Annotated in this window: 16 protein-coding genes; 2 read left to right on the top strand and 14 right to left on the bottom strand. The window is 58.9% G+C overall.

What is annotated here, in order from left to right; genetic code table 11:
* The first annotated feature begins 85 nt into the window (after positions 1-85).
* Positions 86-1,216 carry an IS1249 family transposase gene (locus BKA12_RS05670; protein WP_420826521.1) on the top strand — a complete coding sequence of 377 codons (1,131 nt, stop codon included), beginning with the start codon at positions 86-88 and terminating at the stop codon, positions 1,214-1,216.
* A 114-nt stretch (positions 1,217-1,330) separates the two neighbouring features.
* Here the strand turns inward: BKA12_RS05670 and BKA12_RS05675 are convergent, their stop codons facing one another.
* The 8 genes from BKA12_RS05675 to BKA12_RS05710 form a co-directional block, all read right to left on the bottom strand.
* Positions 1,331-1,846, bottom strand: coding sequence for a hypothetical protein (locus BKA12_RS05675; protein WP_221228060.1), 516 nt, complete (start codon positions 1,844-1,846; stop codon positions 1,331-1,333).
* Entirely contained in the window at positions 1,847-2,218 is a 372-nt protein-coding gene (locus tag BKA12_RS05680; protein ID WP_183641384.1) for a hypothetical protein, read from the bottom strand.
* A 2-nt stretch (positions 2,219-2,220) separates the two neighbouring features.
* On the bottom strand, positions 2,221-3,147 hold the full coding sequence (gene truB, locus BKA12_RS05685; RefSeq protein ID WP_183641386.1) for a tRNA pseudouridine(55) synthase TruB: 927 nt from the start codon (positions 3,145-3,147) through the stop codon (positions 2,221-2,223).
* Positions 3,147-3,641 carry a 30S ribosome-binding factor RbfA gene (gene rbfA, locus BKA12_RS05690; RefSeq protein WP_183641388.1) on the bottom strand — a complete coding sequence of 165 codons (495 nt, stop codon included), beginning with the start codon at positions 3,639-3,641 and terminating at the stop codon, positions 3,147-3,149. Before rbfA ends, truB begins: the two co-directional genes overlap by 1 nt.
* A 130-nt stretch (positions 3,642-3,771) precedes the next feature.
* Positions 3,772-6,825, bottom strand: a complete 3,054-nt coding sequence (infB, locus tag BKA12_RS05695; protein ID WP_183641390.1) for a translation initiation factor IF-2 — start codon at positions 6,823-6,825, stop codon at positions 3,772-3,774.
* A 153-nt stretch (positions 6,826-6,978) separates the two neighbouring features.
* The gene (locus tag BKA12_RS05700; RefSeq protein WP_338087441.1) at positions 6,979-7,326 is read right to left on the bottom strand and encodes a YlxR family protein; all 348 of its coding nucleotides are present in this window, start codon (positions 7,324-7,326) and stop codon (positions 6,979-6,981) included.
* A gap of 105 nt (positions 7,327-7,431) precedes the next feature.
* On the bottom strand, positions 7,432-8,412 hold the full coding sequence (gene nusA / locus BKA12_RS05705; RefSeq protein ID WP_183641394.1) for a transcription termination factor NusA: 981 nt from the start codon (positions 8,410-8,412) through the stop codon (positions 7,432-7,434).
* The gene (locus BKA12_RS05710) at positions 8,402-8,989 is read right to left on the bottom strand and encodes a ribosome maturation factor RimP (protein WP_183641396.1); all 588 of its coding nucleotides are present in this window, start codon (positions 8,987-8,989) and stop codon (positions 8,402-8,404) included. The genes nusA and BKA12_RS05710 overlap by 11 nt, the downstream gene beginning before the upstream one ends.
* 133 nt (positions 8,990-9,122) lie before the next feature.
* Here BKA12_RS05710 and BKA12_RS05715 point away from each other — a divergent pair, with 133 nt between their 5' ends.
* Entirely contained in the window at positions 9,123-10,277 is a 1,155-nt protein-coding gene (locus tag BKA12_RS05715; protein WP_183641398.1) for a hypothetical protein, read from the top strand.
* Here BKA12_RS05715 and BKA12_RS05720 read toward each other — a convergent pair.
* From BKA12_RS05720 to ispG, 6 genes are all read right to left on the bottom strand, one after another.
* Positions 10,274-11,083, bottom strand: coding sequence for a sulfite exporter TauE/SafE family protein (locus BKA12_RS05720; RefSeq protein ID WP_183641399.1), 810 nt, complete (start codon positions 11,081-11,083; stop codon positions 10,274-10,276). The genes BKA12_RS05715 and BKA12_RS05720 overlap by 4 nt on opposite strands.
* A 10-nt stretch (positions 11,084-11,093) precedes the next feature.
* Positions 11,094-12,893, bottom strand: a complete 1,800-nt coding sequence (locus BKA12_RS05725; protein ID WP_183641401.1) for a proline--tRNA ligase — start codon at positions 12,891-12,893, stop codon at positions 11,094-11,096.
* Positions 12,894-13,592: 699 nt separating this feature from the next.
* Positions 13,593-15,113: an HNH endonuclease signature motif containing protein gene (locus BKA12_RS05730; RefSeq protein WP_183641404.1), complete on the bottom strand. Its 1,521-nt coding sequence runs from the start codon at positions 15,111-15,113 to the stop codon at positions 13,593-13,595.
* 220 nt (positions 15,114-15,333) lie between these two features.
* A complete protein-coding gene (locus BKA12_RS05735; protein WP_183641406.1) occupies positions 15,334-16,143 on the bottom strand; it encodes a hypothetical protein in 810 nt (269 codons plus the stop codon).
* Between the two features lie 89 nt (positions 16,144-16,232).
* On the bottom strand, positions 16,233-17,141 hold the full coding sequence (locus BKA12_RS05740) for a GNAT family N-acetyltransferase (protein WP_183641408.1): 909 nt from the start codon (positions 17,139-17,141) through the stop codon (positions 16,233-16,235).
* Positions 17,095-18,261 (bottom strand): flavodoxin-dependent (E)-4-hydroxy-3-methylbut-2-enyl-diphosphate synthase, encoded by a 1,167-nt coding sequence (ispG, locus tag BKA12_RS05745; RefSeq protein ID WP_183641410.1) that lies wholly within the window; start codon positions 18,259-18,261, stop codon positions 17,095-17,097. Before ispG ends, BKA12_RS05740 begins: the two co-directional genes overlap by 47 nt.
* Between the last annotated feature and the right edge of the window lie 7 nt (positions 18,262-18,268).

Here is an 18,268-nt window from a genome sequence, read left to right on the forward strand (position 1 = left end):
CGTGTAGGGTCCTGCTTATGCTTTGAAAGCATATGGGGTGCCTGTTGCTTCTCATCGGCCACGTTGTGGTGTATGTGATTGTGTTCTGGTCAAGAACGGTAAGACCTCGGCTGGTCGTGCTCGGTGGCGGTGCAAGTCGTGTGGTGCTTCGCAGGTTCGTTCACGATCTGATGTCACTCGTAAGAGCGAACTGACTCAGTTCTTGACATGGATCCTGGGTACTCAGTCGCAGGCAGCCATGGCAGGTTCAGCGCGTGGTTTCCGGAAGCGTATTCAGTGGTGCTGGCGCGTTGAGGTTCCACCGCCTGTGCCCACCGGCGTAGTGCATCATCAGCTCATGCTTGATGGCACCTATTTCAACGGGTGGTGCGTGCTGATCGCCTATAACGGCAAGTACGTGGTGGATTGGCAATGGTGCGATCGAGAGAAAAAGATCGCCTGGCAAGTCCTACTCGAGCGGATCCCGGCACCGGCGGTGGCGATCATTGATGGTGGTACCGGGCTACGTGCCGCGTTGAAGGAAACGTGGCCGGAGTCGAAAGTTCAACGCTGCTATTTTCATGTGTTCCAGAACATCCGTCGCGAGCTCACCTTCCAGCCACGGCTACCAGCCGGTAAAGAACTCGCAGCCCTGACGAGGGTCTTGATGAAGGTCAGCACCCAAGACGAAGCCATTGCGTGGTTGCGTGAATACGCCGCGTGGGAGGCGAAATGGGACGAGTTCCTCAAGCACCGAACCAAAGCGAAAACCGGTCAGGAACGCCCCTCAAGCGTCTCGAGAAACAGTCACTGGTGGTACACGCATCAACGCTTACGCCGAGCCCGGAACGTGTATCGACGCCTCATCCAAGAACACTGCTTATTCACGTGGTTAGACACTGACCTGCAACCAGACACCGGCGAGAAAATTCACCGGACCACATCCCCGTTAGAAGGCGGACCGAACAAAGCGATCAAAGAGCTCTTACGGCTGCATCGAGGACTCCCCGAAGAGCACGCCAGAACCGCTGTGGACTGGCTCCTCGAATCCCTCACCGAACACCCCAGACAACCCTGGAGCCTCGTGAAACCAGAACACCTCAACCCGGCCCAACGGACCAAAAACGCATCAATGGAAAGCGATGAATCGCAAGCCCCAGAAACCTACAGCAACCACTTCAGCTGGGAAGACGGAAACGGCATCCAAACCGGCTGGGCCGGCAGAAACCAACCATGACACGCCGAAACCTGTACACACATTTGTGCCTATAACCCTCAATCGCTTCATCAAAAAAGTTTGCCCCCGTACCTGTGAAGGTGCGGGGGCAAACTTTGTTGTTGCGCGGTATTTCTATTTCGTCAGGCGAGGCCGCGTGCGGTACAGCCACCACAGTCCCACGATCGGCAAGATCAGCGGAATGTATGCGTAGCCCTGACCAAAGTGAGACCAGACGGCTGGATGCGAAAAGTGCTCCGGAATGATGTAGCTCAAAGCTCCCACTACCAGCACGCCCACCAGCTCAACGAGCACGGCATAACGGGACACTAGCCACGAGCGAACACTCGATGAACCCAAAGCCACGGTCGCCACAATGTAGACCACTGCGGCCAGCGCAGAGAGCGAATACGCGAGCGGCGCTTCCTCAAACTTCGTCAGGATTTGGTAGCCCGCACGCGCGGTCGAGGACAGCGCAAAGATGCCGTATACCGCCACAATGATGGCGCCCAGTCCCTTGTTCTTGCGGCTCTTCGCCGCCGGGACGGTACCTTCGCTAACGGACGACGACGCAGCCTTGCGCGCCGCAGCACGCTCAGCAATGCGTCCGGTTGCGGGGGTCTGAGAGTTTTGGGGTTCAGGAACGCTCATTTACTGTCCAAATCCAATTCCGTACCAAATCTGATTCATGCGGAAGAGCATGACGAACACGGTGGCCGAAGCCGCCGCCATAATGATGTTTGAAGCGCGCGACTTATCCGCAATAGCCCACCAAAACGCGATGGCCGGGACAAACAGAGCCGTCAAGAGATAGCCCCAGAACTCCCAGATCTCGCCGCGGATGGTCTCACCGTTGGCTAGATGGACCGCAGCGGCGATGCCATACGCCACGAGGTAGAGCTCCACGATTCCCATCGCGATGATCGCGAAATCATCTGGGTACGTGCGAATAATGGCGGCAATAACGCCCACCACAACGGCAATGCCACACAAGATGGCACCGATCGTGAAAAACAATTCCATGCTTAGTGCGCCTCGAAAACAATCTCCGGAACGGCCTTTGAGCCCTTGTTCTTGAGCAGTGCTACCAATTCGCCATCGGGCGAGAAAGCAGCCGTAGTCTCATCCGACTCATTACGCGGAATGCGACGGCCGAAGGACAGCTCAGTGGTTTCTTCTTCCGTGAGCTCACGGTTGGGGAACAACGCGCGAGCCGCATCCGCCAACGGCAAGTAGTCCACGTGCTCAGCAAGCTGCTCGAGGGTACGGGCTCCAGAAATGTCGTACGGTCCCACTGACGTGCGACGCAGCGCGGTCAAGTGACCGCCAACGTCGAGGGCAGCGCCCAGGTCGCGGGCCAACGCGCGAATATAGGTGCCGGATGAGCACTCCACCGTCACGTCAACATCAACGATCTTTCCGGCTCGCTCGCGGCGCACATCGTGCACCTCGAACCGGTGGATCGTCACGGGACGGGCAGGGATTTCCACTTCTTCGCCCGAACGCACGCGCTTGTAGGCACGCTCGCCGTTGATCTTGATGGCGGAGACAGAAGATGGCACTTGAAGAATGTCGCCCGTGAGCTTTGCGATCTCGCGGTCAAGGTCTTCGCGAGTGACCGCGGCAGCAATACGTGATTGGGTGATGTCGCTCTCGGCGTCATCCGTCACGGTGGACTCGCCCAAACGAATGGTGGCCTCATAGACCTTCGAGGCTCCCACAATGTAGGTTAGCAGGCGCGTGGCCTTGTTCAGCCCCACAATGAGCACTCCGGTAGCCATGGGATCCAGAGTTCCGGCGTGGCCCCACTTGCGGGTCTGCGCGAGGCGTCGCATCTTCCCGACGACGTCGTGGCTCGTGAAGCCTTGAGGTTTATCAACGATGACAAGGCCGGACCCGGGAGCAGTTTCCTGCCCCGAGTCCGGCGTTGTTGCGGTGTGGTTCGAACGCATTAGTTCTTGTCCGCGTCCTCGTCACCGTCGTATTCAGTGACGTCCTCATCGGCGTCATCGTCCAAGTCATCAGCGTCAGCTGGCTTCTTGTACGGATCAGCGTCGCCCGCGTGCTTCGCGCGCTTTGCCAATTCAGCCACTTCGGCGTCCTTAGCGCGAGCCTCCCGCAAGACTTCCTCAAGGTGGGAAGCGTTGACTGGGATCTCGTCAGCGACGAATTCAACGGTGGGCGTGAGGCGAGCCGTCAGATTACGGCCCACTTCCTTGCGGATCGCGCCACGAGCGCTGTTGAGCGCTTCCGCGGCATCCGCCTTGGCAGCCTCGTCGCCAAAGACCGTGTAGTACAGCGTTGCGTGCTGCAGGTCATTCGTGACGCGAGCGTCCGTGATGGTGATGTTTTCAACCCGAGGGTCCTTGATGATCTTGCCCAGAGCCTGAGCTACAACCACCTTGATGCGTTGCGCCATCCGTGCGGCGCGTGCTGGATCGGCCATTTGTCCTCCTACGTCAGCACAGAAAAATTGAGGGGTACTGCAGTGGTGACGCGGCGTCGTCGTCCTCTAGAAGAAATTATTCCTCAGAAGGACGACGACGCCGCTCACCTAACAATCAAAGCGTGCGTGATTAGACGCGCGGCTTCTCCTGCATTTCGAAGGTCTCGATGATGTCGCCTTCCTTGACGTCGTTGAACGAGCCAAGACCGATACCACATTCGAAGCCTTCGCGGACTTCGGTGGCGTCATCCTTGAAGCGACGCAACGAATCAATGGTCAGGTTATCGCCGACAACGTTTCCGTCACGCACCAAGCGCGCCTTGGAGTTGCGCTTGATGGTGCCCGAACGCACGATCGAACCTGCGATGTTGCCCCACTTGGAAGAGCGGAACACTTCGCGAACCTCTGCGGAACCGAGCTGAACTTCCTCGAATTCCGGCTTGAGCATGCCCTTGAGAGCAAGTTCGATGTCGTCGATCGCCGCGTAGATGACCGAGTAGAAGCGCATGTCGACGCCTTCGCGGTCTGCCAATTCGGCAACGCGCTCGGCTGGGCGAACGTTGAAGCCGATGATGATGGCGCTGTCCACGGTTGCGAGGTTGACGTCGTTTTGGGTGATCGCACCAACGCCGCGGTGAATAACGCGAAGCTGGACGTCCTCTCCCACATCGATCTTGAGCAAGGAGTCTTCGAGTGCTTCGACAGCACCGGAGACGTCGCCCTTGAGGATGAGGTTGAGGGTATCGATCTTGCCTTCTGCGACTGCCTGATCGAAGTCTTCGAGGGTGATGCGCTTACGACGCTTAGCAAGCATCGCGTTACGGTCAGCAGCCTCACGCTTTTCAGCGATCTGGCGAGCCGTACGCTCATCGCTCGTGACCAAGAAGGTGTCACCAGCACGTGGGACCGAGGACAAGCCAAGGACCTGGACGGGACGCGATGGAAGCGCGATGTCCAAGTTCTCGCCGTTCTCGTTGAACATGGCACGAACACGGCCATGAGCCGCACCGGCCACGATCGAGTCACCCACAGCAAGCGTTCCGGACTGAACCAGAACGGTTGCCACGGCGCCACGGCCACGGTCAAGGTTGGCTTCAATGGCAACGCCACGAGCAGCCTTGTCCGGGTTGGCCTTCAGTTCGAGAGCTGCGTCAGCGGTCAGCAAGACTGCCTCAACGAGGTCGTCGATGCCCTGGCCCTGCAATGCAGAGACCGGTACGAACATGGTGTCGCCACCGTATTCTTCAGGAACCAAACCGTATTCGGTGAGCTGGCCCTTGACCTTTTCAGGGTTAGCGTCTGGCTTGTCGATCTTGTTCACGGCCACCACGATCGGCAGGTTAGCTGCCTTCGCGTGGTTGAGAGCTTCAATCGTCTGCGGCATGACACCGTCATCAGCAGCGACCACGAGTACGGCGATGTCCGTCACGCGGGCACCACGAGCACGCATAGCGGTAAACGCTTCGTGACCCGGGGTGTCAATGAACGTGATGGCACGATCTTCGCCTTCGTGTTCGCGGTGGATCTGGTAAGCACCAATGTGCTGCGTAATGCCACCGGCTTCGCCAGCAATCACGTTGGACTTACGGATAGCGTCCAAAAGGCGCGTCTTACCGTGGTCAACGTGACCCATGACCGTCACTACTGGAGGACGAGCCTCAAGCATGTCCTCGGTCTCTTCTTCGAGCTCGTTTTCGAGGTCGATATCGAAGGTCTCGAGGAGCTCGCGCTCTTCGTCTTCCGGCGAGACAATCTCGATCTTGTAGCCGATCTCAGCACCAAGGAGCTGGAACGACTCTTCGTCGAGGGACTGAGTGGACGTTGCCATCTCACCCAAGTGGAAGAGGATCTGCACCAAAGATGCTGCATTTGCATTGATCTTCTCAGCGAAGTCAGCGATCGAGGCACCACGGCGCAAACGAATGGACGTGTTGCCGTCGCCGCGAGGTACGGAGACGCCGCCTAGCGATGGCTCATTGAACGTCTCAAACTCTTGGCGCTTTGCGCGCTTCGACTTGCGCTGCTTGCCACGGCCACCTGCGCCGCCGCGACCAAAAGCACCCTGAGCGTTGCCACGGCCACCGGCGCCGCCGCCGCGAGGACCGCCGCCACCGCTACGTGGGCCGCCACCTGGGCCGCCAGTCGTGCCACCCGGACCGCCACCTGGGCGTCCGGCGCCGCGACCTGGACGGCTACCAATTGGTGCCGTGTTGTTGCGATCGATCTGTTTAGGCATGTTGCCTGGCGTTGGACGGTTTCCGCCGCCTGCACCAGTTCCAGCGCCCGCGCCGGAGCCCGCACCTGGGCGACCTGCACCCGGACGTGGAGCGCCTGGACGAGCGCCACCCTGGCCGCCCTGACCTGGAGCACCTGCACCCGGGCGTGGACCGCCTGGACGTGGGCCACCTGGGCGTGGTCCAGCCGCGCCTGCAGAACCTGAACGCATGCCCTGCTGGGAAGAGAACGGGTTGTTACCTGGGCGTGGGGCACCTGGGCGTGGACCGCCTGGGCGTGAGCCGGAGCCGGCATCGCCGGAGCGCATGCCCTGCTGCGGAGCGAAAGGATTGTTTCCTGGGCGCGCGCCACCTGGCTTTGGTGCACCCGGACGTGGGGTGCCTGGGCGTGGAGCGGTCGCAGAGTCAGTGCCACGAGCCGTTGGCGGCTTCGGTGGGCGAGCCGTATCAGCGGCTGGCTTCTCCGTTGCTTTGGGAGCTGACGAAGCAGCTTCCGGAGCCTCGAACTCTACGGCTGCGGAAGCGCCGTCCTGAGCAGCTGGACGTGCTGGGCCTGGAGTTGGAGCTCCGGGACGAGCAGATGCTGGCTTAGGTGCATCGGATCCACCGGCAGGCTTTGCCGCTGAAGACGTTGCTGGCTTGGCAGCTGGCTTTGCGGAAGCGCTTGGCGCTGCCGTTTCTGCTGCACTTGCACCGGTAGACGTTGCGGCACCTGCAGCAGCTGCTGTTGGTGCGGACGCTTCGGGGCGTGCTGCCGGCTTGGATGCCGGCTGTGAAGCGCTGGCACCTCCCGCTTGAGGGAAGGCGCTGCGAAGTTTCTTAACTACGGGAGCCTCAATTGTTGAAGAGGCTGAGCGAACGAATTCGCCCATTTCTTGCAGTTTTGTAACCGCTTCCTTAGAGCTAATTCCGAGCTCTTTTGCGAGCTCATGAACGCGGAGCTTGGCCACATTTCTCCTGTCTCGGCCCGCGTCCCAGACAGGAAACGAACCGTCGTTATTCGTGAATCGGCTTAACGCACAAAGACATGGTTAAGCCCTGATTGCCGCTCAGTTGAGTTTTCATCACTGGGCGTTCATCGCTTGGTACTCATCGGGTTTCCATCAGTTTTCTGACCCGCTTTCATATCGGACGGTGGTGGTGTGAGCTATTGCGGTATTGAGCGCGTCTTCCGGTGGGCTAACAACGTTAGTTCGGAAGGCCCGCGCAAAGGCTCGCTTTTTCACGGCGAGCGCTACACACTCCGGGGTGGGGTGCAACCAAGCACCCCGCCCGGACTTGCGGCGGTCAGGATCAGCAACCACTTGCGGCACACCACCGCGAGCGTTGTTCTGTTCTGATCCCGGTTGCTCCTCAAAGGCTTCTTCGAGGACCCATCGCATCAAACTCTGTTGGCTCTCCACGACCCGGCAACCGATGCAGGTGCGGCGAGGTTCAACCTTCGAACTCACGCCAAATCTCCCTACGTCAAAAGCCGGCCCGCTCATGGAGCCGCAGTCCAGTCTATCCCTTTTTACTCTTGAGTTCTTTCAGGACAGGCTGACATGCACTTGGTGCTACTGTTCGCGGACGGTTGCCGGATCAGCACCGATGTCGATTCGCCAACCGGTGAGCTTCGCGGCAAGACGCGCGTTCTGGCCTTCTTTACCGATGGCCAGCGAGAGCTGTCCCTCAGGAACCAGGACGCGTGCAGAACGCGTTGCTTCGTCGACGACCGTGACGTTGGTTACGCGTGCCGGAGACAATGCGCTAGCAATGAACACAGCCGGGTTGTCCGAGTAATCAACAATGTCGATCTTCTCGTCGTTGAGCTCGTTCATGACGGCTCGCACGCGGGAACCCATTTCGCCGATGCAAGCGCCCTTGGCGTTGACGCCCTGCTTACGCGAGCGCACCGCGATCTTGGAACGGTGTCCGGCTTCGCGAGCCAAGGACACGATTTCCACCGTGCGGTCAGCGATTTCCGGAACTTCCAATTCGAAAAGCTTCCGGACGAAATTCGGATGCGAACGGGAAACGGTGATGGAAGGACCCTTCTGGCCCTTACGTACGTCCACGACATAGGCGCGCAAGCGTCCACCGTGTGGGTACTTCTCCCCCGGAACCTGTTCTGGTGGCGGCAAGATCGCTTCAACGGTGCCCAAATTCACCAAGACGGTGTGAGAGGACATGCCCTGTTGAATCTGACCGGAGACGAGTTCGCCTTCCTTGCCACGGAATTCGCCCAAGATGTTGTCATCTTCGGCGTCGCGCAGCTTCTGAAGGATGACTTGGCGCGCCGTGCTTGCGGCAATACGGCCAAATCCGGTGGGGGTGTCGTCAAACTCCCCTACCTCTTCTTCGTTCTCATCGTATTCCATCGCCCAGATGGTGACGTGACCGGTCTTGCGGTCTACTTCGGCACGAGCCTTGTCGATTGCGCCAGGGCTGCGGTGGTACGCGAGTACTAGAGCCTGCTCAATCGTGGGCAAGAGCACATTAATGGGAATGTCGCGATCGCGCTCCAGCTCGCGCAATGCTGCCATATCAATGTCCATTGCTGTCCTCCTCAGATTCGAGCGTGTCCAAGTCTTCCTCGTCCAACGCTTCTAGGTCTTCATCACTCACTTTATCCGCAGCGGAGAAATCAATCTCTACGTTGCCACGGCGGATGTTTGCGAAGTCGATGACTTGTGGTTCTCCACGCTTGGCCTTCATGCCCTTCTTGGGCGGCTCAATCGTGGGGATGATGGTGATTCCGGTTTCAGACACCTCGGTGAGTTCGCCCGAAAGGTTGTCTTGTCCCATGACATTGACGCGCACCGTGCGTCCCACGTTGCGGCGCCAGTGGCGTGGCTCGGTGAGGGGACGGCTGACGCCGGGGGTGGAAACTTCGAGTTCGTAAGGGCTCTGATCGAGCGCCGTGTCTGCGTCAAGAGCAGTAGAAATTGCTTGGGAAACTTCGGCGATTTCGTCGAGGGTGACGGCCTGTGTGCCCTCTTCGTAGTCCACCAAAACCTGCACAATGCGGTCCTTGCCTTGACCTTTAATGTCAACGGCTTCAAGGAAGAGGCCAGCTGCTGTGACGGTTGGGCGGAGATAGTCCGCGATTCGATCTGATTCCGTCTGATTCATTCCGGCCTCCCGCTATGTTGTTGTGAAAATTCTAGGCACAAATCATGTGTAAAACGGCCTAATCGGAGCAGTTCAGCATACCTGACGCCGCTGTTACCGGGGAAATCACTGGATTTCTGCCAGAATCGAGGAGATGACAATTCCTCCACGCCCTGATCGCGCCCCTGAAGTCGCTCGTCTCACGCGAGGCGCCCGGCTCAGGCGCACTGCAGTGGTATTTGTGGCTGCCGTGGCCGTGGGGGTTTCAGTTCCTTTGGTGTACGACGCCGCGGCTCAGCAAAGTGCCGCCGCGGAGCGCTCCGCTGCCGCCGCGAAAGAGACGGGGCCTGCCGCGTCCAACCCGGACAATTACTTGGTTCATCTGCTCTCTTCCGTCGATGCCCTCAAGGCATCCGGGACAGTGACCGATAGTGCGTCGATCGCCAAGTTGGATTCTTTGCGCGCGTCCCTGCGCGATTCTGCAGGTTCGCTGCTGAGCGATTCCGCGCTTCGAGCTCTTCAGAACTCGGAGCAGCCGCCAGCTTCCGATGAGGGACAGGGACAGGGTCAAAACCAGAACGCTCAGCAATCGTCAGCTGCGGCGTCGTCGTCCTTGAATAACTCAACCCCAGCGCCAACCGCGGATCCGCTGGAACTGCGCGTGGCAATTGCCCAGGCCTCACAACCTGCCTACCGCGAAGCGCTGACTGCCGAGCCTGGACGCGCGCTGCCGTTGGCTCGGCTTGCGGAGAATCTGCGTTTTGCCGCTCGAGATCTCGGGAAGAAGCCGTCCATTGGTGGTGCCCCCGCCGCCGATCAGTCGGCGCTGTTCAAAGATCCACTCAAAGAGTTTTCGCCGCAGGGATTCACCGCGGAGAAGGTGAACGCCGTGCTGGCTTCGCTCCCTCAGGGTCGGCTGAAATTCCCAGGAGACGCCAACGCGACGGATCCGTGCGCGGCGACGCCGACGGCCGACATTGCGTATCGGCTGGAGTACGCCTACAGCGTCGCCGCGGCCGATGCTCGCGGAACCACGCGTGAACTCTACGTGTCCCGCACTCAACCGTTGACGCTTTTGGGTCATGGTTTGGAGCAGCACAACGACGAGTCGTGCGGGCCGGTTCGTAGCGGCGGCTATGTGTTGCCGAAGGATTTCACGGAGAATTCTGGTACCAGCATTGACGCGGGCCTCAAAGAACTGTCTGCAGCGCTGACCGATCTCGCGAGTGGGCAAGAAGCCAATTCCGAGTCCCGCAAACAGTTGCTGGGTTTGGCCTTGCAGGTGCAGGGAATGGCGATGGGCGCCTAGCCAGCAATGACGTCCCAGCCTAGGCGGACGATCAGCACTGAGACCACCACCAAGAAGATCACGCGCACAAAGTTCGCACCCTTGGAGATGGCCATGCGCGCACCAATGTAGCCGCCCACCATGTTGCTGAGGCCTAGAATCAAGCCCATTCCCCACAGCAAGTGACCGCTGGGCAGGAAAAACATGAGGGCGCCGGCGTTCGTGGCGAGGTTGACGATCTTTGCTTTCGCGGAAGCCGCGAGAAACGAATAGCCGAGGAACATGACCATCGCGATAATCAGGAATGAGCCAGTTCCCGGACCCAAGAGTCCGTCGTAAAAGCCCACCGAAAGACCAATCAAGGCTGCGATCGAAAGGTGCTTGGCGCCGTCGTACTTCAGCTCAGTCAGTGTGCCCGCGGTCGGTTTGAGCGCAGTGAAAATGAGCACCGCTATCAGGGCGACGACAATCACTGGTTTGATGACCGAAGCCGGGAGCATGGTCGCCACAATGGCGCCCGCGAAAGATCCCACGAGTGCGATGACCGCCATGGGAATCGCGGTTTTGAGGTCAGGATGCGCACGTCGGTAGAACGTGATGGCCGACGTGGTAGTTCCAAAAATGGAACCCATTTTGTTCGTTGCCAGCGCTTGTACCGGGGTAATTCCCGGTACAAGCAGCAACATGGGCAACTGGATCAAGCCGCCACCGCCCACGACCGCGTCCACCCAGCCTGCCGCGAGACCGGCAAGAACAACCATCAGCACAGTGCTGAGTTCGATGTTTTCGAGGCCTGAACCTTGGAGACTGGTGAGCCACTCGATCATGGGGAATGGACTACTTGATGAGGTCGGTCAGGAAGTCGCCGATCTTCTCCAGCTCGACATTCTGAGCTTCGCCGGAGAGACGATCCTTGACTTCCACGACGCCGTCGGCGAGGCCGCGGCCCACCACGACGATGGTTGGAACACCGACGAGTTCGGCGTCGGAGAACTTCACGCCAGCCGAAACCTTTGGACGGTCATCGTAAATCACGTCGAGTCCGCGCTTCTCGAGGTCTGCCACGAGGTTGTCAGCGGCAGTGAAGAGCTCTTCACCCTTACCCGTGACCACGACGTGTACGTCAGCCGGAGCCACAGCGCGTGGCCAGACAATGCCCTTGTCATCGTGGCGAGCTTCGACGATCGCAGCGACCGCACGGGTCACGCCAACGCCGTACGAGCCCATCGTGACGGTGGTGAGCTTTCCGTTCTGGTCAAGCACCTGCAGGCCGAGCGCCTCAGCGTACTTGCGGCCCAGCTGGAAGATGTGTCCCATTTCCATGCCGCGAGCCAGCTCAAGTGGGCCGGAGCCGTCTGGAGCCAAGTCGCCTTCGCGAACCTCGGAAGCTTCAACCACGCCGTCCCAGGTGAAGTCGCGTCCGGCGATGAGGCCGAAGACGTGCTTGTCCTGCTCGTTGGCGCCGGTGATCCATGCGGTTCCGGGAACCACGCGTGGATCCACGAGGTAAGGGATCTTGGTCTTCGAGCCTTCTGCACCAAGCAAGACGTTGTCTGAGCCCAAGGCAGGGCCGAGGTAGCCCTTGACGATGAGTGGCTGCGTCTTGAGGTCTTCTTCGGTTGCTTGCTCAACGGCAACTTCGCCAGCAATACCCAAGATGTCGCCAATGGTGGCTTCCATGCGCTTGGTGTCGACGTTACGATCACCTGGCAGGCCGACCACCACGAGGCGGCGTTCGCCTTCCGGCGTGACCACGGCAAGAACCACGTTCTTCAACGTGTCAGCGCCAACCCATGGGCGGTCCTCGCGAGGCTTGACCTCGTTGGAGGCAGCCACGAGGGTCTCGATGGTTGGGGTGTTCGGGGTGTCGTGAACTTCGAACGCAGGAGCGTTGGTGAAGTCGATCGATTCAGGCACCACAGTGGTGACAGCTTCAACGTTGGCTGCGTAGCCACCCGCCGAGCGAACGTAGGTGTCTTCGCCGGCCTCAGATGGGTGCAAGAACTCTTCAGACTTAGAGCCGCCCATAGCGCCAGCGGTTGCCTTGACGACGACGATCTCAAGACCCAAGCGAGCGAAAATGTTCAGGTAAGCATCGCGGTGTGCTTGGTATGCGGCGTCCAGACCCTCGTCATCAATGGTGAAGGAGTAGGAATCCTTCATGACGAACTCGCGACCGCGGAGCAGACCTGCGCGTGGACGTGCCTCATCGCGGTACTTGGTCTGGATCTGATACAGGTAAACCGGCAGGTCCTTGTAGGAGCTGTAGAGGTCCTTCACCAAGAGGGTGAACATTTCCTCATGGGTTGGAGCCAAGAGGTAATCCGCTTCCTTGCGGTCCTTGAGGCGGAAGATGCCGTCGCCGTACTCGGTCCAGCGGTTCGTGGCTTCGTAAGGTTCCTTCGGCAGCAACGCTGGGAAGTGAACTTCTTGTCCACCGATCGCGTTCATTTCTTCGCGGACGATGTTCTCCACCTTGCCGAGCACCTTCAAGCCCAGCGGCAACCAGGTGTAGATCCCTGGTGCGGCGCGACGGATGTAGCCGGCGCGAACCAGGAGCTTGTGGCTCGCTACTTCGGCGTCAACAGGATCGTCTCGCAGAGTGCGCAAGAAGAGTGAGGAAAGGCGTAGTGCCACGATGAGTTAGTCCATTCTGCGATGCGTCCATCGCGTCAAATGTTTAATGCGTGCAATGCTCGGGATCAACGGTAGTTAGAGCCCTAGCGATTCACGCGGCGCAATGAGAACTACTTTAATGCAGTTTCGCCGATACACCGCCACGGGGAACGCGCTACACCGATTTTGCGGACTGCTCTGCACTGTTTACGGGGAAGGCTCTGCAGCGATTGCGGGAAGCGCGCAACGCGCACGGTGCCCCCGGAGGAAGATCTGCTCGCGGCAGGGCGCCGTGAGAAGAGCGAAAGGAACATCTCTATGTCCCAGCAGGAAACTTCCATGGCAAGTGTCGAAGTGACCGGCGTTTCGGAGGGTCGAACAATCACCGTTTTCGACATGCCAGTACACGATTGCATCTCATACAGAACCGGGCACAATGTTCATTTCATCCAGGCACGTCTTGCCATGTCAGAACCCTTTATACCAGCGGTGAAAGACATCGAGATTCTGGGAAAGCATTCGTTTCCTGCTCCGTCAACGGTGAGCGCGAGGTCTTTTTCACCCACGATGCACAGTCACTCCCCCTCAACCACACGGCCGTGCTCCGCGGTCACTCGGTCATCTAGTTTCTAGATGAGGCAGGAAGCTCGTCAGTCATGAGCTACACAAAGCCTGACAAATGGGAGCCGTGCATGGAGAAAACTGCTGACTCGTAGGAACTCAGCTATTCAGGCCATGCCGGAAGTGCTGATTTCGAAGTGGTTTTTGCTCGGGGTCCACAGATTTGGGCGGAATCCAATAAGGAACGCCCTGCGCGATGTTGATGATCCAGTCAGACTCGTGGACTAGCTGGTGATGGTGATGGCACACGAGCGCACCGTTGTCGATAGTGGTGGGCCCACCTTTCGACCATTCCAAAACATGGTGGGCATCGCAGCCATCTGCTGGGACCGTGCACCCTGGCGCAGTGCAACCCAGGTCCCTCGCATACAGGATTCTGCGTTGCTGCGTAGTGAACAATCGTTTCGGCTCTCCGACATCGAGCACTTTGCCTTCGCCGTTGAGCATCACCGGCAACAGTTGCGCGTTACACGCGAGCTGCCGAATCATGCCTGGATCCACCGGACCTAGCTGCGCCGAATGGGAAAGGAAAGTTCCTTCCGCGGCGAGACGCCCTTGGAGAGTGTCTAGATCGATGGCGACCATGACTTGCGGCCGCAGTCCACCGTTGAGCGGCAACTTCGCAGATTCCAGCGCCACCTTGACGCTACGAACCAGCCCGTCTGCAAGTTTCTGCGGACGAGTACGACGATCCTTCAGGTCCTCCGGCACGTCTTCGTCGCCACGAAAGCATGCATCCGAAGCACCCTCGGCATCTCGATCAGCCCCAGCAAGTGAATCGGAATCCGGATCCACAACAGCGCCCTCGGAATCAAAGTTGCTCTTAATGCGCGGATTCGCCTCGAAAGAGGACCCGGCCATGAGCGTGGCCCACTGCTCGTCGTCAAGATAGAACTCTCCGTGGTTGAGCCCATACTTACGTCCCAACCAATGCAGACCTTGGAACTGCCGCTTGATCTCCTCAGTGGGTTTCATATCCGGCGTGTTGAGCCGGTTCAACCAGTTCTTAGCGACAGTGTTCACCAATGGGCACCCGCCAGTCTTGTGTGCACCGACGAGAGCAGCTTCCATTCCTTCACGCGTTGCCTCAACGTCTACGCCCTCAACCCCATCGGCCACCGTCGCTGCTTTGTTAATTTCACGAACCATCGTGGATGCCGCCAAGAGGGACATGTCCCCGTTCATGAAGACGTCGGCAACGAGGGGCAACCGTGACCCCACGGATTCGCCATACCCGTCCAACCGGTCTCGCAATCCTTCGGCCACACCCAGTCGGCGTCGAATTTCAGATTTGGATACACCGAGATGCGCAGCGAGCTCTTCTTCTGGCGACTTAGTTCGCAAACGGCTACCGATTCCAGCCGCCGCTTCCTGCGTGGCTATATCAACGAACTGATCGGCCGCATGAACCTGGCCTCGCGCAATTTGATGCGAAATCTGCTCGATCAACAAGGCGCACTCTTTCCACGTCGCCCTACTCATGGATTCGTTCATCAACGAGTCCATCGCGGATCGCACCGCGTCGTGAATGAAGCGGTACCGATCCAGCCCTTCAGACCCCGTACCCGCGTCCGCAAAAACACCGCCCGGCGCGGTGTCTAAAGTCGTCCCAGTAGTCATGTCGATCAGGCCCCCAGCCCTCGAACCATTCGATATCAAAATTCTACCGAAAATAAATTCGAGACAACCACAAAGACACGCAACTGTTGAAAACTTTTATCCTGTGCGTGAAACCAATAGAACATAAAAACGACGCCGCACACACTCCCGGAAATCGCCCCCCACAACGAAAGGGCAACTTCGGAAGCCGCTATGCGGCGTCGTACTAAAAAGCGGAAATTTACTTCAGTTCAGCAACGGCAGCGTCCACGAGCTCTGCCAACTTCTTGGCGCCTTCCTTCGCGTCAGCTCCGGTGGTGGTCGCCGAAATGGACACGTTGCCCTTGGAAGCCTGCGCAATGAAAGTGCTAACCTTCTGCCCCATGATTTCCAAGTCCTGCTGCAATGCTTCGGTCTTGTCTGCGGTGCTGGAAACATCGAGCGTCGAAACATCCGCCTTGACGGAAACTCCAGACATTTCCAGCGTGTAGGACTTGCAGTCTGTGGCCATTCCAGAGAACTTGGACGCATCACTATCGAGCGTTCCGGTGTCCGGGTAAGAGGTCAAAGTAATTCCGGAGGACTCCCCCGTGGTCTCGTCGGCGGCTTGGTAGCCCGCGAGATTAACCTGGTTCAGCTTCGAGGTGATGTCCGTCATTGCCTGCAAATCAGCGCACTTGGCTGGCGTGATCTTCATGCTCTTGATGAGTTCTTCGCTCTGCTTCGCCGTAGAAGCAAGCTTGGATTCACTCATCACCACAGCGCCCGTTGCACCCTTGGAAAGCTTGGTCACGATGGCTTCCAGTTCATCCGCCGTGTAACCACCGATAGAGTCACCAGCGGACGCGGACGACGACGCAGCTGCAGTCTCGCTGGATGCTGCGGATGAGGAGGTGGCTTCGGAGGCGGAGGACGACGACGCAGCAGTGCTGGCCGCAGACGAGGCCGTGGAAGCCGATGTAGAGGACGCGGACGAATTTCCGTTTGAGCTACAACCGGTCACGGCGAGTGCCACAGCAAATGGGACTGCCAGAAAGAGTTTCTTGTTCATGATTCCCCCAAAAAGACGTTGAGATGACCCTCACAGCCTACTGGAAACCACACCCGCCGCACTTAAAAACCTGCTGACAAATCGCAGAATTAAAAGAGCACAGTGGCGAATTCGCCGATCTCCTCAAAGCCCACGCGACGGTACACGTTGAGGGCTGTGCGGTTGTAGTCGTTCACATAAAGGCTCACCACAGGCGCCACTTCGAGGGCCATATCCACCACAGCAGACATATAGGACTTCGCAAGGCCCTGACCGCGAACGGATGGGTTCATCCAGACACCCTGAATCTGGGTGGCGCGCGGCGACACATTGCCGAGTTCAGCCTTGAAAATGACGCGGCCGTCGGGGTCGCGATCTACGAGCGAGAACCCTCGCTCAATGAGAGTGCGCACGCGCTGTTCGTAATACGCGCGCCCAGAAATCAACGGCGAATAGCCGAGTTCTTCTTCAAACATGGCCGCGCACGCGGGCAACATGACGTCGAACTCGTCAGGACGCGCACGGCGCAGGGTCGGCTCAGGAGGAATATCAGATGGCGCAGAACGCGCCATGAGCGGCTGATGAGGCCGCACATCCAATGCTTGTTGATGACCGCGCTGCAACGTGGACCAAATGCCCATGACACCGTCGGACGGCCCAAAGATCGAGGAATACCGCAACCCCACGCGCAACAGAGCCGCGCCGTATTCCGCACCGGAATCGTAATCCACGTTGACCGGAACCACGTTGGATCCCACCCAGCAAGCGGAACGCAAGCCGGCGTTGTCGTACTGGCCAAGAACCATGGCCCGTCCACCAGAGCGGTTCATGGGGTGGCCGTTACGAAGGTATGAATCGAGGAAGATGTTAGAGACCGGATCCAGCGCCACCAGGGCTTCTAGATCCGGGCGCTCCAACTCACTGAGCACACGAACGCTGGGGGTAACCTGCTCACCAGGTTCGCCGCGGAACCTAGTGGATCGTGACCACGGGGCCACCTTGGACAGTATCTTCGCCATCCGTTCCCCCGCTTTCCTCTGCAATTCGGAGTGCTTCTTCGATCAAAGTCTCCACGATTTGGTCCTCAGGCACCGTCTTGATGACTTCGCCCTTCACAAAAATCTGACCCTTGCCATTGCCCGAAGCAACACCCAAGTCCGCTTCGCGAGCTTCGCCGGGACCGTTCACAACGCAGCCCATGACCGCAACGCGCAGCGGAACCGTCATGCCTTCAAGGCCGGCAGTCACTTCTTCAGCCAGCTTGTAAACATCCACCTGAGCGCGGCCGCACGAAGGGCAGGACACAATCTCGAGGCGGCGTTCACGCAAATTCAAGGACTGCAGGATCTGCAAGCCCACCTTGATTTCCTCCACGGGAGGCGCGGACAAAGACACGCGAATGGTGTCGCCAATGCCCTGCGAGAGCAACGCACCAAAAGCCACGGAGGACTTGATGGTTCCCTGGAACGCCGGGCCGGCCTCGGTCACACCCAAGTGCAACGGCCAATCGCCGCGCTCAGCCAACATCTCATACGCGCGGACCATTACTACCGGGTCATTGTGCTTGACGGAGATCTTGAAGTCGTGGAAATCGTGCTCTTCAAACAAGGACGCTTCCCACACCGCGGACTCCACGAGGGCTTCGGGGGTGGCCTTGCCGTACTTGTCCATGATGCGCTTGTCCAAAGAACCGGCGTTGACGCCGATGCGGATGGAGGTGCCGTGATCCTTGGCAGCCTTCGCAATTTCCTTGACTTGATCATCAAACTTGCGGATGTTGCCCGGGTTCACGCGAACAGCCGCGCAACCGGCCTCAATCGCCGCGAAGACGTACTTCGGCTGGAAGTGAATGTCCGCGATCACCGGGATCTGGGACTTCTTCGCGATGATCGGCAACGCCTCAGCGTCATCGGCGGAAGGGCACGCCACACGCACAATGTCACAACCGGCAGCGGTAAGTTCCGCGATCTGCTGGAGCGTGGCATTGATGTTCGTCGTAGGCGTGGTGGTCATGGACTGGACGCTGATCTGCGAGTCCGAACCCACACCCACCGAACCAACCTTGATTTGACGCGTCTTACGGCGCGGAGCCAAGACGGGTGGTGGTAAGGACGGGATGCCAAGGTTGACGGCTGTCAAAATTCCT

It is taken from the genome of Neomicrococcus lactis, from assembly GCF_014200305.1.
Classification (GTDB): Bacteria; Actinomycetota; Actinomycetes; order Actinomycetales; family Micrococcaceae; genus Neomicrococcus; species Neomicrococcus lactis.

Coding starts and splice junctions, on each gene's coding strand:
- BKA12_RS05675 (WP_221228060.1), bottom strand. CDS start 1,846: ATGAGCGTTCCTGAACCCCAAAACTCTCAGACCCCCGCAACCGGACGC.
- BKA12_RS05680 (WP_183641384.1), bottom strand. CDS start 2,218: ATGGAATTGTTTTTCACGATCGGTGCCATCTTGTGTGGCATTGCCGTT.
- truB (WP_183641386.1), bottom strand. CDS start 3,147: ATGCGTTCGAACCACACCGCAACAACGCCGGACTCGGGGCAGGAAACT.
- rbfA (WP_183641388.1), bottom strand. CDS start 3,641: ATGGCCGATCCAGCACGCGCCGCACGGATGGCGCAACGCATCAAGGTG.
- nusA (WP_183641394.1), bottom strand. CDS start 8,412: ATGGACATTGATATGGCAGCATTGCGCGAGCTGGAGCGCGATCGCGAC.
- BKA12_RS05710 (WP_183641396.1), bottom strand. CDS start 8,989: ATGAATCAGACGGAATCAGATCGAATCGCGGACTATCTCCGCCCAACC.
- BKA12_RS05715 (WP_183641398.1), top strand. CDS start 9,123: ATGACAATTCCTCCACGCCCTGATCGCGCCCCTGAAGTCGCTCGTCTC.
- BKA12_RS05720 (WP_183641399.1), bottom strand. CDS start 11,083: ATGATCGAGTGGCTCACCAGTCTCCAAGGTTCAGGCCTCGAAAACATC.
- BKA12_RS05730 (WP_183641404.1), bottom strand. CDS start 15,113: ATGACTACTGGGACGACTTTAGACACCGCGCCGGGCGGTGTTTTTGCG.
- BKA12_RS05735 (WP_183641406.1), bottom strand. CDS start 16,143: ATGAACAAGAAACTCTTTCTGGCAGTCCCATTTGCTGTGGCACTCGCC.
- BKA12_RS05740 (WP_183641408.1), bottom strand. CDS start 17,141: ATGGCGAAGATACTGTCCAAGGTGGCCCCGTGGTCACGATCCACTAGG.